This window comes from Nocardioides massiliensis, from assembly GCF_030811215.1.
In the GTDB taxonomy this organism is placed as follows: Bacteria; Actinomycetota; Actinomycetes; order Propionibacteriales; family Nocardioidaceae; genus Nocardioides_A; species Nocardioides_A massiliensis.
Map to the genome: position 1 here is coordinate 1,011,728 of NZ_JAUSQM010000001.1, position 16,858 is coordinate 1,028,585.

Below are 16,858 nucleotides of genomic sequence, written 5' to 3' on the forward strand. Positions count from 1 at the left end.
GGCGCTCCTCAGCCGGCGCCGCGCAGCAGACGGGCAGCGCGGGCGAAGGCGGTCGGCTGGCCGGGCGGGAGGCGGCGGGCGGCCTGGACGGTCATGGTGGCGAGCAGGTCGAGGGCGGTGGTCGCGACGGCCGCCGGGTCGGGCTCGTCCGGGTCGGCCCACGTCGTGTCGGGGTCGGGGAGAGGCGACCACAGGTCCTCCACGCGCCCCACCACCTGCACGCCGGACCCGGTCAGCCAGTCGACCCACTCCTCGGTGATCCCGGCCGCCCAGGCGATCAGGTCGGGGCGCAGGGTGATCCGGTCGTCGGGCCCGCCGCCGGCGCCGGGCGAGCGGTGCCGGTTGTCGAGCGCCGTGCGGATGAGCTGGCGGCGCGTCATCGCGTCGTGCTCGACCTGCTGCAGCCGCTGGTTGACCGCCCGCAGGGCGCCGGCCTCGGTGATCGACAGCGGAGCGGGCACCTCGCCGACGTCGACCGGGGCCCACGCCGGATCGATGCCGAGCGCGGCGCAGTAGAGGTCCCAGCGCTGCTCACGCGTGGGCTCCCCGGCCGGGGCGACGATGACGTGCACGTGGTCCGGCTCCAGACCCGACGTCCAGCGCCGCAGCACGTCGGAGATGTCCTGGCTGCGCCAGAACTGCCGAGCGGCTCCGCCACGGCGCTCGACCATGCGGTCGAGGAAGCGCGCGTAGGTCCAGCTGCGCCCCCGCTTCAGGCTCTCCTGCCACTCCGCCGGCAGCTGGCGCGCGAGGTCGCGCACGACGTACACCACGTGCAGGTCCCTCTTGCGGAAGGCGTCCAGCGCGCGCTGCGCCTCCGCGCTGCGCGCCCCGGCGAGCACGTCGTAGCTGATCACCGCGGTGCCGTCGACCCGGTTCGTGGCCTTGACCAGCTGATCCCACTGCCCCGACACGTCGACGGAGCCGTAGCGGCGACCGACCAGGTCGAAGGCAGCGGCCGCCTGGCCCTCGGGCACGGGGACCTGCACGCCGTGCGCGGCCAGCGACTCGCGGTTGGCGGCCAGCCGGCGGTGGAGGTAGGACGACCCGGTCCGCGGCGCACCCACGTGGAGGTAGACGGCGCGGCTCATATCGGCATTGTGCCCGACGCCCCGAGGCGCGGCGCTCCTGGTGCCACCGGCACCGATGCGGTCAGCCGCGCGCCCGCACCACCCGGGATGCGCTCGGGCGACCGAGCTCCCCGGCCATCCACGCACTGGTGGTGATGAGGGCGTCGAGGTCGACGCCGGTGCGGACCCCGAGTCCCTCGAGCATCCAGACCAGGTCCTCGGTCGCGAGGTTGCCGGTGGCCGACTCGGCGTACGGACAACCCCCGAGCCCGCCCGCGCTCGCGTCGAAGGTGCGCGCCCCCGCCTCGAGTGCGGCGTACGTGTTGGTCAGCGCCTGGCCGTAGGTGTCGTGGAAGTGCAGCGCGAGCTGGTCCGTGCCGACGCCGGCGTCGGCGTACGCCGCCAGCAGCGCGCGGACGTGGCCCGGCGTCCCGACGCCGATCGTGTCGCCGAGGCTGAGCTGGTCGCACCCGAGCTCGAGCAGGCGTACGCCGGACTCCACCACCTGGCGCAGCGGCACCTCGCCCTCCCACGGATCGCCGAAGCACATGGAGAGGTAGCCGCGCACGCGCATCCCGGCCTCGCGGGCCCGAGTGACGGTGGGGGCGAACATCGCGAACTGGTCCTCGAAGGACCGGTTGAGGTTGCGTCGGGCGAAGGTCTCGGTGGCGCTGGCGAAGATCGCGACGTGGCGACACCCCAGCTCGATCGCCCGGTCGAGGCCCCGCTCGTTGGGCACGAGCACCGGGAGGTCGCGCGCGGTCTCCCCGAGCGCGTCGTCGGCCGCGAGGGCGGTGAGCAGGTCGGCGGCGTCGGCCAGCTGCGGCACCCACTTCGGGTGGACGAAGCTGGTCGCCTCGACGATCGGCAGACCGGCGGCGACCAGGCGTTGCACGAACTCCACCTTCGTCGCGGTCGGGATCACGCCCGCTTCGTTCTGCAGGCCGTCGCGCGGGCCGACCTCCCAGATCGTCACCTCGGCATCGGTCCCCACGGCGGGCGCGGGGTGGGTCGCGGGCCTGCGCAGCACTCCGGTCATGCGGTCTGCTCCTCCACCTCGATGAGCACGGTGCCCAACGCGACCTGCTCGCCGGCGGTCGCGCCGACCGCCACCACGGTGCCGTCGAAGGGCGCCGTCAGCGCGAGCTCCATCTTCATCGCCTCCATCGCGCCGAGGCGCTGCCCGGCGGTGACGGTGTCGCCCACGGCGACGGTGAGGTCGAGCACCGTGCCGGGCATCGGGGCGGTGATCGAGCCGGCGCCGGGGTCGGCAAGGGCGACGGTGAACGGGTCAGGGCGGGCGATCACCGTGCGCTGGCCGTTGTCGACCACCTCGACCCGGTCCTGGCGGCGCTGCACCCAGGCGACGTGGTCGGGGGTGCCGGCGTAGCGGGGGTCCGCGCGCAGCACGAGCCGCACGACCCCGTCGGCATGGTCGGTGCGGGCGACCTCGACGACCCGCACGCCGTTGACGACGGCCGCGCGCGGCCCGGTGCGGTCGGCGCGACCGCCCAGGTCCGGCAGGTAGCCCGGACCGCGACCGCCGCTCGCGCGCCACCCGTCCGCCTGCCAAGCCGTGCCGGCGGTTGACTCCTCGTGGTGGAGCAGCTCGGCGTACGCCGCGGCGAGGTCGGGGCCGTCGTGGGACGGGGCGAACAGCTCGGTGCGGTCCAGCCACGCCGTGTCGATCGCCGCCCCCGTGAACTCCTCGCTCGCGACCAGCTCGCGGAGGAACCCGGTGTTGGTGGTCAGGCCGAGGACGGCGGTGTCGTCGAGCGCCGCGACCAGCCGGCGGCGTGCCTGCTCACGATCGGCGCCGGCGGCGATCACCTTGCCCAGCATCGGGTCGTAGGCCGTGCTCACGACGCCGCCGGGCTCGAGCGCAGCGTCGACGCGGACGCCGACACCCTCCGGCCAGTGCACGAACCCCGCCCGGCCGGCCTGCGGCAGGAACCCGCCGTACGCGTCCTCCGCATAGACCCGCGCCTCGATGGCGTGCCCCACGAGCCGGATGTCGTCCTGGCTGAAGTCGAGCGGCTCGCCCGCGGCGACCCGCAGCTGCAACTCGACCAGGTCGGGGTGCGCCCCGGCGACCGTCACCGCGAGCTCGGTGACGGGATGCTCGACCTGGAGGCGGGTGTTCATCTCCAGGAAGTACGCCGCACCGGTCGCCTCGTCGAGCAGGAACTCGACCGTGCCGGCGCCGGAGTAGCCCACCTCGCGGGCCAGGGCGACGGCAGCGCCGGTGACCTCCGCGCGCGTCGCCTCGGTGATGGTGGGCGCGGGCGCCTCCTCGAGCACCTTCTGATGACGGCGCTGGGTCGAGCAGTCGCGCTCGAAGAGGTGGACGACGTTGCCGTGGTCGTCGCCGAGCACCTGCACCTCGATGTGGCGCCCGCGCTCGACGTACTTCTCCACCAGCAGCGTCGCGTCACCGAAGGCGTGCTCGGCCTCCCGCGCAGCCGCGGCCACCGCGTCGGCGTACTCCTCCGCGCTGCGGACCACCCGCATGCCCTTGCCCCCGCCCCCGGCCGCGGCCTTGACGAGCACGGGGAACTCCAGGTGGTCAGCGCTCCCTTGGGTGGTCGAGCTTGTCGAGACCCCCCACGCCGGCACCACCGGCACCCCGGCCTTCTCGGCGATCTCCCGCGCGGCGTCCTTGCGGCCCATCGCGTCCATCACCGCGGCACTCGGGCCGACGAGGCGGATGCCCGCGTCCTCGAGCGCCCGCGCGAACGCTGCCCGCTCGGACAGGAAGCCGTAGCCGGGGTGGACCGCGTCAGCCCCGGACTCCCGCGCGGCGGCGACCACGGCGTCGACGTCGAGGTAGCTCGCGACGCCGACGGCGAGGTCGGCCTCGCGCACGTGCGGCGCGGCGGCGTCGAGGTCGGTGTGGATCGCGACCGTGGTCAGTCCGAGGCGACGGCAGGTGCGGATCACCCGGAGGGCGATCTCCCCGCGGTTGGCGATGAGGACGGTACGGATCGTCATGTCCATCTCCTTCTCATCGATGCCTCGACCCGCCCGTCGCGACCTCGTTCCGGTTCCTGAGTGACGGCGACGGAGGAGCCGTTGTATCGAAGGGCGGTCGCGGGGCTTGCTCGACCTGAGCTCACCACGCGCTCTGCTCCTTCGTCGCAGATCACTGTGAGCTCACATCCGGAAGACGCCGAAGTCCGGCATCGGGGTGGGTGTCGGGTCGGAGGCGGCGACCTCGAGCGCGAGGCCGAGCACGCGGCGGGTGTCACGCGGGTCGATGACACCGTCGTCCCAGAGGCGGGCGGTGGAGTAGTACGCCGACCCCTGGGCCTCGTACTGCTCGCGGATCGGCGCCTTGAACGCCTCCTCGTCGTCCGCGCTCCAGGTGTCACCGCGGCGCTCGATGCCGTCGCGGCGCACGGTGGCGAGGACGGAGGCGGCCTGCTCCCCACCCATCACGGAGATCTTGGCGTTGGGCCACATCCACAAGAAACGCGGGTCGTAGGCGCGCCCGCACATGCCGTAGTTGCCGGCGCCGTAGGACCCGCCGATGACGACGGTGAACTTCGGGACGACGCTGCTGGCGACGGCGGTGACGAGCTTGGCGCCGTCGCGGGCGATGCCGCGGTTCTCGTACTCGCGCCCCACCATGAAGCCGGTGATGTTCTGCAGGAACACGATCGGCACGCCGCGCTGGTTGCACAGCTCGATGAAGTGCGCGCCCTTGAGGGAGGACTCCGAGAACAGGATGCCGTTGTTGGCGACGATCCCGACCGGGTGGCCGTGGATGCGCGCGAACCCGCAGACCAGGGTCTCGCCGTACAGCTGCTTGAACTCGTGGAAGCGGCTGGCGTCGACGATCCGGCGGATCACCTCGCGCACGTCGTACGGCGTCCGGGACTCGACCGGGACGACGTCGAGCAGCTCCTCGGGATCGAGGACGGGGTCCTCGGTGGGGTACGGCGCTGGGGCGGCCCCTTCCGCCGGTCGAGCTTGTCGAGACCCCCGCTCACAGGTGGCCACGATCGAGCGCACGATCGCCAGCGCGTGGTCGTCGTCGTCGGCGAGGTGGTCGACCACGCCGGAGGTGCGGGCGTGCACGTCGCCGCCGCCGAGCTCCTCGGCCGTGACGACCTCGCCGGTCGCGGCCTTCACCAGCGGCGGACCGCCGAGGAAGATCGTGCCCTGCTCCTTGACGATGACCGTCTCGTCGCTCATCGCGGGCACATAGGCGCCACCCGCGGTGCACGAGCCCATGACCGCCGCGATCTGCGGGATCCCGGCAGCCGACATCTGGGCCTGGTTGAAGAAGATCCGGCCGAAGTGCTCGCGGTCGGGGAAGACCTCGTCCTGCATCGGCAGGAACGCGCCGCCGGAGTCGACGAGGTAGATGCACGGGAGCCGGTTCTCGCGAGCGACGGTCTGTGCGCGCAGGTGCTTCTTGACCGTGATCGGGTAGTAGGTGCCGCCCTTCACCGTCGCGTCGTTGGCGACGATCATGCACAGCCGGCCGTTGACCCGGCCGATGCCGGCGACCACGCCGGCACTGGGGACGGCATCGGGGGCACCTGGCTCGCCGTACATCCCCGTCGCCGCCAGCGGTGCGAGCTCCAGGAACGGGCTGCCCGGGTCGAGCAGCCGGTCGACCCGCTCACGCGCCAGCAGCTTGCCGCGGGAGAGGTGCTTCGCGCGGGCCGCCTCGGGTCCCCCCTCGCGCACCACGGCCAACCGGGCGTGCAGGTCGTCGACGAGTTCTCTCACGCTGTCTCCCGTCGGTCGAGCGAAGTCGAGACCCGGTGGCCCCGCGCGCCGCCCATGTTAATGATCGTTAACCTGCGCGTCCAGGGGTCGCTAGGGTCGGCGGATGAGCACTGGCTGGCCGTACGCCGAGGAGTTCACTCCCGAGACGCTCTACCTCAACACCGCCTCGATGGGGTTGCCGCCGCGGGTGACCCAGCAGGCGCTGACCGAGGCACACGCCGCCTGGGCCGCCGGGACCGCCGAGCCACCGCACTACGACGCGACCATCGCCGCGGCGCGGGCGGCCTACGCCGAGCTGGCCCGCGTGCCGGTCGAGCAGGTCGCGATCGGGCACCAGGTGGCCCCGCTGGTGGGACTGGTCGCCGCGTCGGTCGCGGATGGGGCGGAGGTGCTGGTGGCGGAGGGAGAGTTCACCAGCGTGAGCTTCCCGTTCGCCGCACACGCCGGCCGTGGGGTGCGCGTCGTCGAGGTGCCGCTCGACGAGCTGGCCGAGCGGGTCGGACCCGACACCGCGTGGGTGGCGGTGGCCGCGGTGCAGTCCGCCGACGGCCGGATCGCCGACCTCGACGCGATCCAGGCGGCCTGCTCACGCCACGGGACGGAGCTGCTGGTCGACCTGACCCAGTCCGCGGGGTGGCTGCCCGTGGACGCGTCGCGGTACGCCGTCACGGTGGGCGGTGGCTACAAGTGGCTGCTCTGCCCACGCGGCACAGCGTTCCTCACGGTGCGGCCCGATCTGGTCGAGCGACTCCGGCCGCTGGCTGCGTCGTGGTACGCCGGCGCCGACCCCTGGCTGAGCATCTACGGCCTCCCCTTCCGGTTGGCCGACGACGCCCGACGCTTCGACGTCTCCCCGGCGTGGTTCGCCTGGGTGGGGACCCGGACGTCGGTGGAGTTCCTGGTCGGCATTGGGGACGCAGCACTGCACTCCCACGCCCTCGAGGTGGCGGAGGCCTTCTGTGCCGCGGCCGAGCTCGAGGCGCCCGGCTCCGCGATCCTCGCGCTCACCGCCGATGCCTCCGTCCCCGCCGTCCTCGCCGAGCACCGGGTCGTCGCGGCGCAACGGGTCGGGCGACTCCGGTTGAGCTTCCACGTCCACAACACCGTCGCCGAAGTGGAACCGCTGGGGCGCGCCCTGCGCGGGCACGTCGGTTAGCGCTCGTTCACGCTCCACTAGCCTGAGCCGGGTGAGCGAGACCCTGACCCGGCGCGACGAGCTGCTGCGGGTGGCGGCGGACCTGTTCGCGCACCGCGGGTTCCACGGGGTGTCGGTCAACGACATCGGCCGCGCAGCCGGAGTGTCGGGGCCGGCGATCTATCGCCACTTCGCCTCCAAGGACGCGATGCTGGCCGAGATGCTGATCGCGATCAGCGAGGAGCTCCTGCGGGTCGGGAGGGAGCGGGCAGGAGCGGCCGATCGGCCGGCCGAGGGGGTGCGCGCGCTGGTCGCCTGGCACGCCGACTTCGCGCTGCGCGAGCGGGCACTCATCGTCGTCCAGGACCGCGACTGGTCGTCGTTGCCGGACGAGGCGCGCGAGCAGGTGCGGGCGCTCCAGCGTGAGTACGTCGACCTGTTGGTCGCCGCCCAGCGGGGAGTCCACCCGCGGCTCGACCGCAAGACCGCACTGGCCCGGGCGCACGCGGTCTTCAACCTGCTCAACTCGACGCCACGCAGCAGCTACCTGCCGACCGAGCAGATGCGTGCGGAGCTCGAGGGGATGGCGCTGCGGGCGCTGGACGTCAGCGACCGACCGGACTGACCAGCGCCGCAGCCGCGACGTCGTAGGCCGCGACGGCGGCGTCGGCCAGACCGTCACCGGTCGGCGCGTGCTCGGCCAGCCCGAGCAGCATCCTGGCCCTCTCGGCGGCATCCCGGACGGCCTCGGCGATGCCCGGGTCAGCGCGGTCGTCCGGATCGTCGTCCTCGACGACCACCTCCTCGCGCGCGTCGTAGCGGTCGTTGAGCCCGGCCAGCACCTCCGCGCGCGAGCGCCCGCGCAGGTGCAGCAGCACGAACGGGTCCTCGTCGACCCACCACCCGAGCTGGTAGATCACCGCCAGGGCATGCCGGCATGGTTGCACCCAGGACTCACAGGGACAGACGCACTCCAGCTCCGAGCCGTAGGGCAGCACCTCGACGCCCGCGGCCTCGACCTCCTCCATCAGCTCGTGCGGCAGCTCCCCGGCCAACAGCGCCGCCGCGTGCCCGGCGCGGGCGGCGAGCTCGTCGAGGAACGCCTCCCAGTCGCCCGCGCGCAGCTGCTCGAGTCCCACGCGCACGGCGTGGGCGCCGGTGGTGTCCTCGACCACCGCGGACGCGGCTCCCGGCTCGACCCCAATCGCGCCGACCTTGCCCGACCGGGCGATCGTGCGTCCCTGCTTGGCGTCGCGCTCGTCGTACGCCGCCTCCTCGGCCGCCCGCACCCACGCCCGGCCCCACCAGGTGGTGGCGCGCACGGCGCCGCGCCGGGGCCCGAAGCGGTCGTGGACCAGGGTGGGGTCGGCTGGGCTCACGGCCGGTCCCGCAACGCCACCAGGTCGTGGAGCTCGTCGTCGCTGAGCTCGGTGAGCGCCGCCTCGCCCGACGACAGCACCGCGTCGGCGAGCGCTCGCTTCTGCCGCAGCAGCTCGGCGATCCGCTGCTCGACGGTGCCCTCGGTGATGATCCGGTGGACCTGCACCGGCTTGGTCTGCCCGATCCGGTAGGCACGGTCGGTGGCCTGCTCCTCCACGGCCGGGTTCCACCACCGGTCGATGTGGATGACGTGGTCGGCGCGGGTGAGGTTGAGGCCGGTGCCGCCGGCCTTCAGCGAGAGCAGGAAGACCGGCACCTCGCCGGCCTGGAACCGCGCGACCATCTGCTCGCGCTGCGGGACCGGCGTGCCGCCGTGCAGCAGCTGGCTCGGGATACCGCGCTTGGTGAGGTGGTCGGAGAGCAGGTCGGCCATCGCGACGTACTGCGTGAACAGCAGCGCGGCGCCGCCCTCGGCCAGCACGGAGTCGAGCAGGTCGTCGACGAGGTCGACCTTCTCCGAGCGCCCGGCGAACCGGCCGGTGCGCGCGGCCGCGGCCTGCTTGAGGTAGTGGGCGGGGTGATTGCAGATCTGCTTCAACCCGGTCAACAGCGCCAGGACCAGCCCGCGGCGGGCATGCTCGTCGGCCTGCTCGATGCGTCGCATCGACTCCTTGACCAGCGTGTCGTAGAGCACCGTCTGCTCACGGGTGAGGCGCACCGGGTGGTCGGTCTCGGTCTTCGGCGGCAGCTCCGGCGCGATGCCGGGGTCGCTCTTGCGCCGGCGCAGCAGGAACGGGCTGACCAGGTCGGCGAACTGCCGCGCCTTGCTCGGCTCCTGGCCCAGCTCGATCGGCGCCGCCCACACCCGGCGAAACGCCTGCCGCGAGCCGAGCAGACCGGGCGTACACCAGTCGAGGATCGCCCACAGCTCGGTGAGCTCGTTCTCCACCGGCGTGCCGGTGAGCGCCACGCGGGCCGCGGAGTCGATCTCCCGCAGCGCCCGGGCGGTGGCGGACCGCGCGTTCTTGATGTGCTGCGCCTCGTCGGCCACGACCAGGCCCCAGCGCACCGCGCCGAGGGTCGCGGTGTCGTTGCGCACGGTGCCGTAGGTCGTGAGCACGAAGCCGGGGTCGGCGCCGACCGACAGCTCCAGCTCGAGCGAGCGCCGCGTGCCGTGGAACCGGCGCACCGGGACGCCGGGCGCGAAGCGCCGGATCTCGGCCTCCCAGTTGCCGAGCAGCGAGGCGGGACAGACCACCAGCGTGGGCCCGGCTGACTCGTCCGTGGCGACCTCGTGACGATGCAGGTGGAGCGCGATGAGGGTGATCGTCTTGCCCAGACCCATGTCGTCGGCCAGGCAGGCGCCTACGCCCAACGACGTCAGCTCGGCGAGCCAGGTGAGCCCCTGACGTTGGTAGTCGCGCAGCTGGGCCTGCAGCCCGGCCGGGACCGCGACCGGCTCCCGGCTGCTCGCCGCCAGCAACCGTGCCCGGTCACGCTCGAGGCTGGCGCCCGGGTGGACGGTGATCTCCGCACCGTCGATCTCGGCCACGCCGGTGAGGGCGGCGGCCAGCGCCGGTCCGGCCGGTACGCCGCGGCTGCGGCCGGCGAGCCGCTTGCGCGCGCGCCGGGCCGTCTCGGGGTCGATGACGATCCAGTTGTCGCGCAGCTTGACGATCGGCGTGGTCGCCTCGCGCAAGACGGCCAGCTCGTCGTCGGTCAGCGGGTCGTCGCCGATGGCCAGCCGCCAGTCGAAGGCGAACAGCGCGCCGGCCCCGAACAGCCCCTCCTGGAGCGGGGCGTCGTCCGGCCCGGAGCGGCGCTCGACGACGACCTCGGCGGTCAGGTCGCGGCGCAGCGTGCGCGGCCAGAGCACGTCGACCCCGAGCTCGCGCAAAGCCGCGAGCCCCGAGTCCAGCAGGTCGGCGACCTCGTCGGGCTCGAGCTCGATCTGGTCGGGCACGCGCAGGTCGAGCAGGCGCTGCAGCGGTGCCCACACCTGGGCCGCCTTGCGCAGCCGGGTCGCGGCGTCGATGCGCGCCTGGCTGCTGAACGCCGGCGCCTCTCCCACCCACAGCAGCGCTGCCTCGGCGACCACGGTGTGGTCGCCCGCGTCGTGGATCTGGGGCACGACCCGCACCCGCCCCTCGAGCAGGTCCTCGTCGTCGGCCTCGATGCGCAGCGTCAGGGCGACCTGGTGGACGCGGGGCGTCTCACCGGAGTCGACCCGCCGGCGCGTGCGCGCCAGCGGTCGGCGTACGGCAGACGGGGCCCCGCGCGGCATCGTGTCGGCGACGGCGTCGAGGAGGAAGCGCACGAGCTCCTCGGCGGCCTCGGCGTCGAGTCCGTCGTAGGTGCGTGCGGCGGCGAGCATCCGGATGCGCTCACCCTCGTCGGCGTCGAGCGGCCCGACCCGCCACGCCTGCGCCCCTGCCGGCTCGACCCGGCCGTCGGCGACGTAGCGCAGCGCAAGCAGTGCGCCCTGGCCGAGCAGCGCGACGCTGGGGTGGACGTCGTCGCGGCGGTGGGCGCGGGTGAGCACCGGCAGCGCGGCGCTGATCGGCAGCCGGACCACCCGGCCGTCACCCCGCGCAGTCCCGTGGGCGGACGCGGCGGTGAACTCCACCTCGCTGGTGCGCGGGGGCTGCGCGCGCAGCAGCCGGGCGGGGCCGGAGACCGGAACGAAGCTCACGGCGATGACCGTACGCTGCGGCTATGACACTCCTCGACACCCCGATCGCCCGCCTCGACGGCACCCCCGCCACCCTCGGCGACCTCACCGGTGGCAAGCCGGCGCTCATCGTCAACGTCGCCTCGCAGTGCGGCCTGACCCCGCAATACAGCGCGCTCGAGGACCTGCACAGCCGCGTCGAGGGCCTCACCGTCATCGGCGTGCCCTGCAACCAGTTCGGTGAGCAGGAGCCCGGCTCGGCCGAGGAGATCGAGACGTTCTGCTCGACGTCGTACGGCGTGAGCTTCCCGATGACCGAGAAGGTGGAGGTCAACGGCGAGGGCCGGCACCCGATCTACGCGACGCTGACCGAGGCGCCGTACGCCGACGAGGGCGGCTTCAAGAAGTCGACCGAGCCCGGCGACGTGCAGTGGAACTTCGAGAAGTTCCTCGTCACCGCCGACGGCACCGTCGTCGCGCGCTTCTCCCCCACCACGACCCCCGACGACCCGGCCGTCGTCGAGGCGATCGAGCGCATCGTCAACTGACCACACTCCCCTCCGTGAGGGTCGTGGCGCGCGCCTGCCGACAACGCTCACGTAGGGGAGTGTGGTGTGGGACCGGGGTGAGCAGGCTCACAGTTAATTCGCTACGCGCAATAGTTGCGACCCCGTTAGCATTCCCCGGTGCCCACGCCCGAGGAGACGACGACGGCAGTGGAGGCGTTCATCCGCAACGCCTTCGCTCCCGGTCGTGACCCCTGGATCGAGGCGTTCGTCGAGATCGACCTGACGTTCAACCAGGCCAGGACGCTGATGGTCCTCGAGCACACCGCCCATCCGATGCCGATCGGCCAGATCGCCCAGCTGCTGGGGCTGACCCTGCCCAGCGCCGGACGCAACGTCGACCGGCTGGTGCGCCTGGACCTCGTCGAGCGTCACGAGGACCCCGAGGACCGCCGGGTCAAGCTCGTCGAGCTGACCGCCAAGGGCCGTGAGCTCGTCGACCTGAAGGTCGACTGCCACCGGGCCAGCACGACCAGCTTCTTGGCCGACCACACCGACGAGGACCGGGCCGCCCTCGTCGCCGCACTCCGCCCCTTCATCAGACAGGACGACCCCGCATGACCGCCACCTCCCCACCTCCGGTGCCGACACCGGCTGACTCCGACAAGCTCGACAAGAACGTCCTGCTCGTCGCCGGTGTCGTCGTGCTCGGCGCGATCATGTCGATCCTCGACATCACGGTCGTCTCGGTCGCGCAACCGACCTTCCAGTCGGACTTCAACGCCACCCCGGCCCAGGCCGCGTGGACCATGACCGGCTACACCCTGGCGCTGGCCGCGGTGATCCCGCTGACCGGCTGGGCCGCCGACCGGTTCGGCACCAAGCGGCTCTACATGCTCGCCGTCTTGCTGTTCACCCTCGCCTCGCTGCTGTGCGCGGCCGCGTGGGACGTCCAGTCGCTGGTCGCCTTCCGGGTGATCCAGGGCCTCGGTGGCGGCATGCTGATGCCGCTGGGCATGACGATCATGACCCGGGCGGCCGGTCCGCAGCGGATCGGCCGCGTCATGGCCGTGCTCGGCATCCCGATGCTGCTCGGCCCGATCTTCGGTCCCATCCTCGGCGGTTGGCTGATCGACATCGCCTCGTGGCACTGGGTCTTCCTGATCAACCTGCCGATCGGCATCATCGGGCTGGTCTACGCGTGGAAGGTCCTGCCCAAGGACGCGCCGTCGCCGTCGGAGTCCTTCGACTTCATCGGCATGCTGCTGCTCTCCCCGGGCCTGGCGGCCTTCCTGTACGGCGTCTCGATGATCCCCGAGACCGGCACCGCAGCCGACATCGAGGTGCTCGGCCCTGCCATCGGCGGTCTGCTGCTGGTCGCTGCGTTCGTCTTGCGCACCCTGCGCGGGCGGATCGAGCACCCGTTGGTCGACCTGAGGCTCTTCACCAACCCGACGCTGACGGTCGCGGTGATCTCGATGATGATGTTCGCGATCGCGTTCTTCGGTGCCGGGCTGCTGTTCCCGTCGTACTTCCTGCAGGTCCGTGGCGAGTCCACCTTGAACGCGGGACTGCTCCTGGCCCCGCAGGGCATCGGCGCGATGGTCACCATGCCGATCGCCGGCATGCTCGTCGACCGGATCGGTCCCGGACGGATCGTCATGGCCGGCATCGCGACCATCACGGTCGGACTGGGCATGTTCAGCACGCTGGACGCCACCACGTCCTACCCGTTCCTGCTCGGCGCCTTGTTCGTCATGGGTCTGGGCATGGGCGGCACGATGATGCCCATCATGACCGCGGCCCTGCGGACGCTGAAGGACCAGGACATCGCCCGTGGCTCGACGCTGATGAACATCACCCAGCAGGTGGCCGCCTCGATCGGCACGGCGCTGTTCACCGTCGTGCTCACCAACGGCTTCCAGAGCCGTGAGCTCGCCGGCCCCGCGGTCGCCTCGCAGCTCAACCCGGAGCTCGCCGCGCAGCTCGGTCCGGACGCGATCGCAGCCGGACTGTCCCAGGCTGCCGAGGCCTTCGGTGGTGCGTTCGTGCTGGCCACGGTCCTTGCCGCGCTCGTCCTCGTCCCGGCGTTCTTCCTCCCGCGCAAGCGCTCGGAGGAGACCGATGCCGAGGGTGCCGCTCCGCCGGTGCTCATGCACTGACCGCACGCACGACACCCTGCAGCGGCTGCTGCACCGCGTCCGCTCAGGGCTCGCCGTCCCGACCAAGGGCGGCGAGCGCTGAGCGGACGCTCTGCTCCACGACCCGCTCGTCCAGTGGCGGCAGACCGGGGAGCAGCGCTCGCATCAGCAACGGTCCCGTGATGAGGTCGCAGACCCACTCCGAGTCCGCACAGGGCTCGATCTCCCCGCGCCCCGCCGCTCGCGCGAGGATCAGGGCGGTGGCCGCGCGCCGCGGCGCCAGGAACCGGCTCACGAACACCTCGGCGGAGTCGCCGTCCGCTCGGAGCTCCTCGAGGAGCCCGGCGACCGCCCCTCCGAGGACGGGGTCGGTGAAGAGCGCGACCTGGTGGCGCTGCAGGTCCTCCAGGTCACCGCGCAACGTGCCGGTGTCGTGCGTCGGGTCATCCCCGAACCGGTCGACGAGCGCCTCGACGACCAGCTCCACCCGACTGCGGTAGCGGCGGTAGAGCGTCGGCTTCGTCGTGCCGGCGCGCCGGGCGATCGCCTCGATCGTCGTGGCGGCGTATCCCCCCTCGGCCAACAGTTCGCACGTGGCACTCAGTAGGGCGCGGTCCACCCGGGTGTCACGGGGCCGACCCAACCCGTTGACCGACATAGTTTACTCACCGTAACGTAAGAGGATGACGACCGCCGCAGACCGCAGCTCGCAGCGTATCCAGGGCGCGGACGGGGCCCTGATCGACATGTGGGTCTACCGCGCTGCCGCTCGTGGCGGCGCCATGACCCCCGCGCCCGCGGTGGTGATGGCTCACGGCATCGGTGGAGTGAAGGCCGCTGGACTCGACCCCTTCGCGCGCGCGTTCGCGGCTGCCGGCCACACCTGCTTCGTGTTCGACTACCGGCACTGGGGCGCCTCGGGGGGCGAGCCGCGTGAGGTGCTCTCGGTGCCGGCACAGCTGGCCGACTACCGCACGGTGTTGCAGCACGCGCGTACGGCGGAGGGGGTCGACCCCGAGCGGGTGTTCGTCTGGGGCACGTCGTTCGCCGGCATGCACGTGGTCGAGCTGGCCGCCAGCGAGCCCTACCTCGCCGGCGCGATCGCACAGTGCCCGCTGGTCGACGGCCTTGCTGGGCTGCTGAACGTCCCGCCGGCACGCGGTCTGCGCCTGATGCGACAGGCACTGCTCGACAGAGTCGGAGCCACCCGCGGAGCCGAGCCCCGCTACCTCCCGCTGATCGTCGGCGAGGGCGAGTTCGGCGTCATCGCGACCGAGGACGCGCTCCTCGGCCAGGAGCGGCTGGCGCCGATCGACGGCAGCCCGTGGCCCAACCGGATCACCGCCCGCAGTCTGCTCGACGTCACGTTCAGCCGGCCCGTACGCCGTGCCGGCCGGGCGCAGTGCCCGATGTTGCTGGTGGTCGCCGAGGACGACACGATGGCGCCGACCGCGCCTGCCGTGCGCGCGGCCGCTCGCGCTCCCCGTGGCGAGCTCTACCGCAGCCGCGGGGGCCACTACGACGTGTACGCCGGCGGCACCGACCACGACAACGTGCTGGCCGTCGAGTTGGCGTTCCTCGAGCGGGTCGGCGCCCAGCGCGTGTGAGCTGCGCGACGCCGACCGGCTACCGCTCCGCGTCGCGCGAGGGCGGTGCCGGGTCGTCGTCGGGCGCGCCGAGCATCAGCTCGTCGATCGCGGCCCGCTGCGCAGGCGTCGGTACCCGCCACTGTGCTTCGTAGCCGTAGACGTCGCGTAGCGGGCGACCCGAGTAGTTGCCGTGCATCAGCTCGATGTCGTCGGGGGTGATCAGACCCGGATGGGTCAGGCCGCAGCTGCCGGCGAGCTTCAGCAGGTCGCGGCGCAGGGTGCCCACGTAGTTGGCCACCCGCTCGGACTTCGACTCGACGTCGAGCCCGCGCGCGAGCCACTCGTTCTGCGTCGCCACCCCGGTGGGGCACCCGCCGGTGTGACACTTCTGCGCCTGGATGCACCCCACGGCAAACATCGGCTCGCGCGCGACGTTGAGCAGGTCGGCACCGAGTGCCATCGCGACCGCCGCGTTGTCGGGCAGGCCCAGCTTGCCGGCACCGATGAAGGTGACCTTGTCGGCGAGCCCGGCGCGGGCGAACTCGGCGTACACCCGCGCGAACCCGACCCGGAACGGCAGTGCCACCGAGTCGGTGAAGACCAGGGGTGCGGCACCCGTCCCGCCCTCGCCGCCGTCGACGGTCACGAAGTCGACCCCGCGCTGACCGTCGGCCATGTGCTCGACCAGCATCTGCCAGAACAGCTGGTCGCCGACGGCCGACTTGATCCCGACGGGCAGCCCGGTCTCGGCGGCGATCATCTCGATCCAGTCGAGCATCGAGTCGGTGTTGGTGAACTCCGCGTGCCGCGCGGGACTGATGCAGTCCTCCCCCACCGGGATGCCGCGCACCTCCGCGATCTCGGGCGTGACCTTAGCCCCCGGCAGGTGCCCGCCCAGCCCGGGCTTCGCGCCCTGGCTGAGCTTGACCTCGATCGCCTTGACCGGAGCGGACGCGACCAGGTCCTTGAGTCGCTCGATGTCGAAGCGGCCCTGGGAGTCGCGGCAGCCGAAGTACGCCGTACCGATCTGGAAGACCAGGTCGCCGCCCTCGCGGTGGTACGGCGACAACCCGCCCTCCCCGGTGTTGTGCAGGCAGTGCGCCATCGCCGCGCCACGGTTGAGTGCGGTGATCGCCTGGCGCGACAGCGAGCCGTAGCTCATGCCCGACACGTTGACGATCGACCGCGGACGGAACGCCTTGGCTCGCCCACGTGCCTCGCCCATCACCTTCACACTGGGGACATTGGTGTGCTCGCCCACATGCGGATCCGGGTCGGGTCCCTCACCGATGAACGTGCGGTGCTTGATGATCGGGTAGCCCTCGAGGTGCTCGACGTCGTTGTCGGTGCCGAACCCGAAGTAGTTGTTCTCCAGCTTCGCGCTGGCGTAGATCCAGCGGCGCTGGTCGCGGCTGAAGGGTCGTTCGGAGTCGTTGTCGATGACGATGTACTGCCGCAGCTCGGGGCCGAACCGCTCCAGCACGTAGCGCAGGTGCCCGACGACCGGGTAGTTGCGCAGGATCGCGTGCTGGCGTTGCAGGAGGTCGTAGGTCGCCAGGCCGCCCACAGCGGCAGTGGACACGGTGGCGGCGCGGGACCAGAGGCTCATGCCCGCAGGTCTACCCC

Annotated in this window: 14 protein-coding genes; 6 read left to right on the forward strand and 8 right to left on the reverse strand. The window is 72.4% G+C overall.

The features are described 5' to 3' along the window. Positions 1 to 8 precede the first annotated feature (8 nt). From J2S59_RS05165 to J2S59_RS05180, 4 genes are all read right to left on the reverse strand, one after another. Positions 9 to 1,091 (reverse strand): hypothetical protein, encoded by a 1,083-nt coding sequence (locus tag J2S59_RS05165; protein WP_068121384.1) that lies wholly within the window; start codon positions 1,089 to 1,091, stop codon positions 9 to 11. Positions 1,092 to 1,152: 61 nt separating this feature from the next. Beyond that, on the reverse strand, positions 1,153 to 2,109 hold the full coding sequence (locus J2S59_RS05170; protein WP_306824886.1) for a hydroxymethylglutaryl-CoA lyase: 957 nt from the start codon (positions 2,107 to 2,109) through the stop codon (positions 1,153 to 1,155). Beyond that, positions 2,106 to 4,061 (reverse strand): acetyl/propionyl/methylcrotonyl-CoA carboxylase subunit alpha, encoded by a 1,956-nt coding sequence (locus J2S59_RS05175; protein WP_306824887.1) that lies wholly within the window; start codon positions 4,059 to 4,061, stop codon positions 2,106 to 2,108. Before J2S59_RS05175 ends, J2S59_RS05170 begins: the two co-directional genes overlap by 4 nt. 162 nt (positions 4,062 to 4,223) lie before the next feature. Then, the gene (locus tag J2S59_RS05180) at positions 4,224 to 5,810 is read right to left on the reverse strand and encodes a carboxyl transferase domain-containing protein (protein ID WP_306824888.1); all 1,587 of its coding nucleotides are present in this window, start codon (positions 5,808 to 5,810) and stop codon (positions 4,224 to 4,226) included. A gap of 103 nt (positions 5,811 to 5,913) precedes the next feature. Here J2S59_RS05180 and J2S59_RS05185 point away from each other — a divergent pair, with 103 nt between their 5' ends. Together J2S59_RS05185 and J2S59_RS05190 are read left to right on the forward strand one after the other, a co-directional pair. Beyond that, entirely contained in the window at positions 5,914 to 6,966 is a 1,053-nt protein-coding gene (locus tag J2S59_RS05185) for an aminotransferase class V-fold PLP-dependent enzyme (protein ID WP_306824889.1), read from the forward strand. A gap of 31 nt (positions 6,967 to 6,997) precedes the next feature. Beyond that, on the forward strand, positions 6,998 to 7,570 hold the full coding sequence (locus J2S59_RS05190) for a TetR/AcrR family transcriptional regulator (protein ID WP_246360310.1): 573 nt from the start codon (positions 6,998 to 7,000) through the stop codon (positions 7,568 to 7,570). Here J2S59_RS05190 and J2S59_RS05195 read toward each other — a convergent pair. Both J2S59_RS05195 and J2S59_RS05200 read right to left on the reverse strand, forming a co-directional pair. Continuing rightward, complete coding sequence (locus J2S59_RS05195) at positions 7,551 to 8,324, reverse strand: SWIM zinc finger family protein (protein ID WP_181641935.1); 774 nt, start codon at positions 8,322 to 8,324, stop codon at positions 7,551 to 7,553. The two genes, J2S59_RS05190 and J2S59_RS05195, sit on opposite strands and share 20 nt — an antisense overlap. Further along, positions 8,321 to 11,017: a DEAD/DEAH box helicase gene (locus tag J2S59_RS05200; RefSeq protein ID WP_306824890.1), complete on the reverse strand. Its 2,697-nt coding sequence runs from the start codon at positions 11,015 to 11,017 to the stop codon at positions 8,321 to 8,323. Before J2S59_RS05200 ends, J2S59_RS05195 begins: the two co-directional genes overlap by 4 nt. Positions 11,018 to 11,040: 23 nt before the next feature. Between J2S59_RS05200 and J2S59_RS05205 the strand changes: the two genes are divergently transcribed. From J2S59_RS05205 to J2S59_RS05215, 3 genes are all read left to right on the forward strand, one after another. Beyond that, entirely contained in the window at positions 11,041 to 11,544 is a 504-nt protein-coding gene (locus tag J2S59_RS05205; protein ID WP_068120965.1) for a glutathione peroxidase, read from the forward strand. Between the two features lie 138 nt (positions 11,545 to 11,682). Then, positions 11,683 to 12,123, forward strand: a complete 441-nt coding sequence (locus J2S59_RS05210) for a MarR family winged helix-turn-helix transcriptional regulator (RefSeq protein ID WP_181641981.1) — start codon at positions 11,683 to 11,685, stop codon at positions 12,121 to 12,123. Then, a complete protein-coding gene (locus J2S59_RS05215) occupies positions 12,120 to 13,664 on the forward strand; it encodes a DHA2 family efflux MFS transporter permease subunit (RefSeq protein WP_068120969.1) in 1,545 nt (514 codons plus the stop codon). The genes J2S59_RS05210 and J2S59_RS05215 overlap by 4 nt, the downstream gene beginning before the upstream one ends. A 43-nt stretch (positions 13,665 to 13,707) precedes the next feature. Here J2S59_RS05215 and J2S59_RS05220 read toward each other — a convergent pair whose 3' ends face one another. After that, positions 13,708 to 14,301, reverse strand: coding sequence for a TetR/AcrR family transcriptional regulator (locus J2S59_RS05220; RefSeq protein WP_281366740.1), 594 nt, complete (start codon positions 14,299 to 14,301; stop codon positions 13,708 to 13,710). 25 nt (positions 14,302 to 14,326) lie between these two features. Between J2S59_RS05220 and J2S59_RS05225 the strand changes: the two genes are divergently transcribed. Continuing rightward, on the forward strand, positions 14,327 to 15,250 hold the full coding sequence (locus J2S59_RS05225; protein ID WP_068120971.1) for an alpha/beta hydrolase: 924 nt from the start codon (positions 14,327 to 14,329) through the stop codon (positions 15,248 to 15,250). Positions 15,251 to 15,269: 19 nt separating this feature from the next. Here J2S59_RS05225 and J2S59_RS05230 read toward each other — a convergent pair whose 3' ends face one another. Beyond that, positions 15,270 to 16,841, reverse strand: coding sequence for an FMN-binding glutamate synthase family protein (locus tag J2S59_RS05230; RefSeq protein ID WP_068120973.1), 1,572 nt, complete (start codon positions 16,839 to 16,841; stop codon positions 15,270 to 15,272). Positions 16,842 to 16,858 lie beyond the last annotated feature (17 nt).

Excerpts from the sequence above, each read along its gene's own strand:
- J2S59_RS05165 (WP_068121384.1), bottom strand. The coding sequence starts at position 1,091 with ATGAGCCGCGCCGTCTACCTCCACGTGGGTGCGCCGCGGACCGGGTCG.
- J2S59_RS05205 (WP_068120965.1), top strand. The coding sequence starts at position 11,041 with ATGACACTCCTCGACACCCCGATCGCCCGCCTCGACGGCACCCCCGCC.
- J2S59_RS05230 (WP_068120973.1), bottom strand. The coding sequence starts at position 16,841 with ATGAGCCTCTGGTCCCGCGCCGCCACCGTGTCCACTGCCGCTGTGGGC.
- J2S59_RS05185 (WP_306824889.1), top strand. The coding sequence starts at position 5,914 with ATGAGCACTGGCTGGCCGTACGCCGAGGAGTTCACTCCCGAGACGCTC.
- J2S59_RS05170 (WP_306824886.1), bottom strand. The coding sequence starts at position 2,109 with ATGACCGGAGTGCTGCGCAGGCCCGCGACCCACCCCGCGCCCGCCGTG.
- J2S59_RS05175 (WP_306824887.1), bottom strand. The coding sequence starts at position 4,061 with ATGACGATCCGTACCGTCCTCATCGCCAACCGCGGGGAGATCGCCCTC.
- J2S59_RS05225 (WP_068120971.1), top strand. The coding sequence starts at position 14,327 with ATGACGACCGCCGCAGACCGCAGCTCGCAGCGTATCCAGGGCGCGGAC.
- J2S59_RS05220 (WP_281366740.1), bottom strand. The coding sequence starts at position 14,301 with ATGTCGGTCAACGGGTTGGGTCGGCCCCGTGACACCCGGGTGGACCGC.
- J2S59_RS05215 (WP_068120969.1), top strand. The coding sequence starts at position 12,120 with ATGACCGCCACCTCCCCACCTCCGGTGCCGACACCGGCTGACTCCGAC.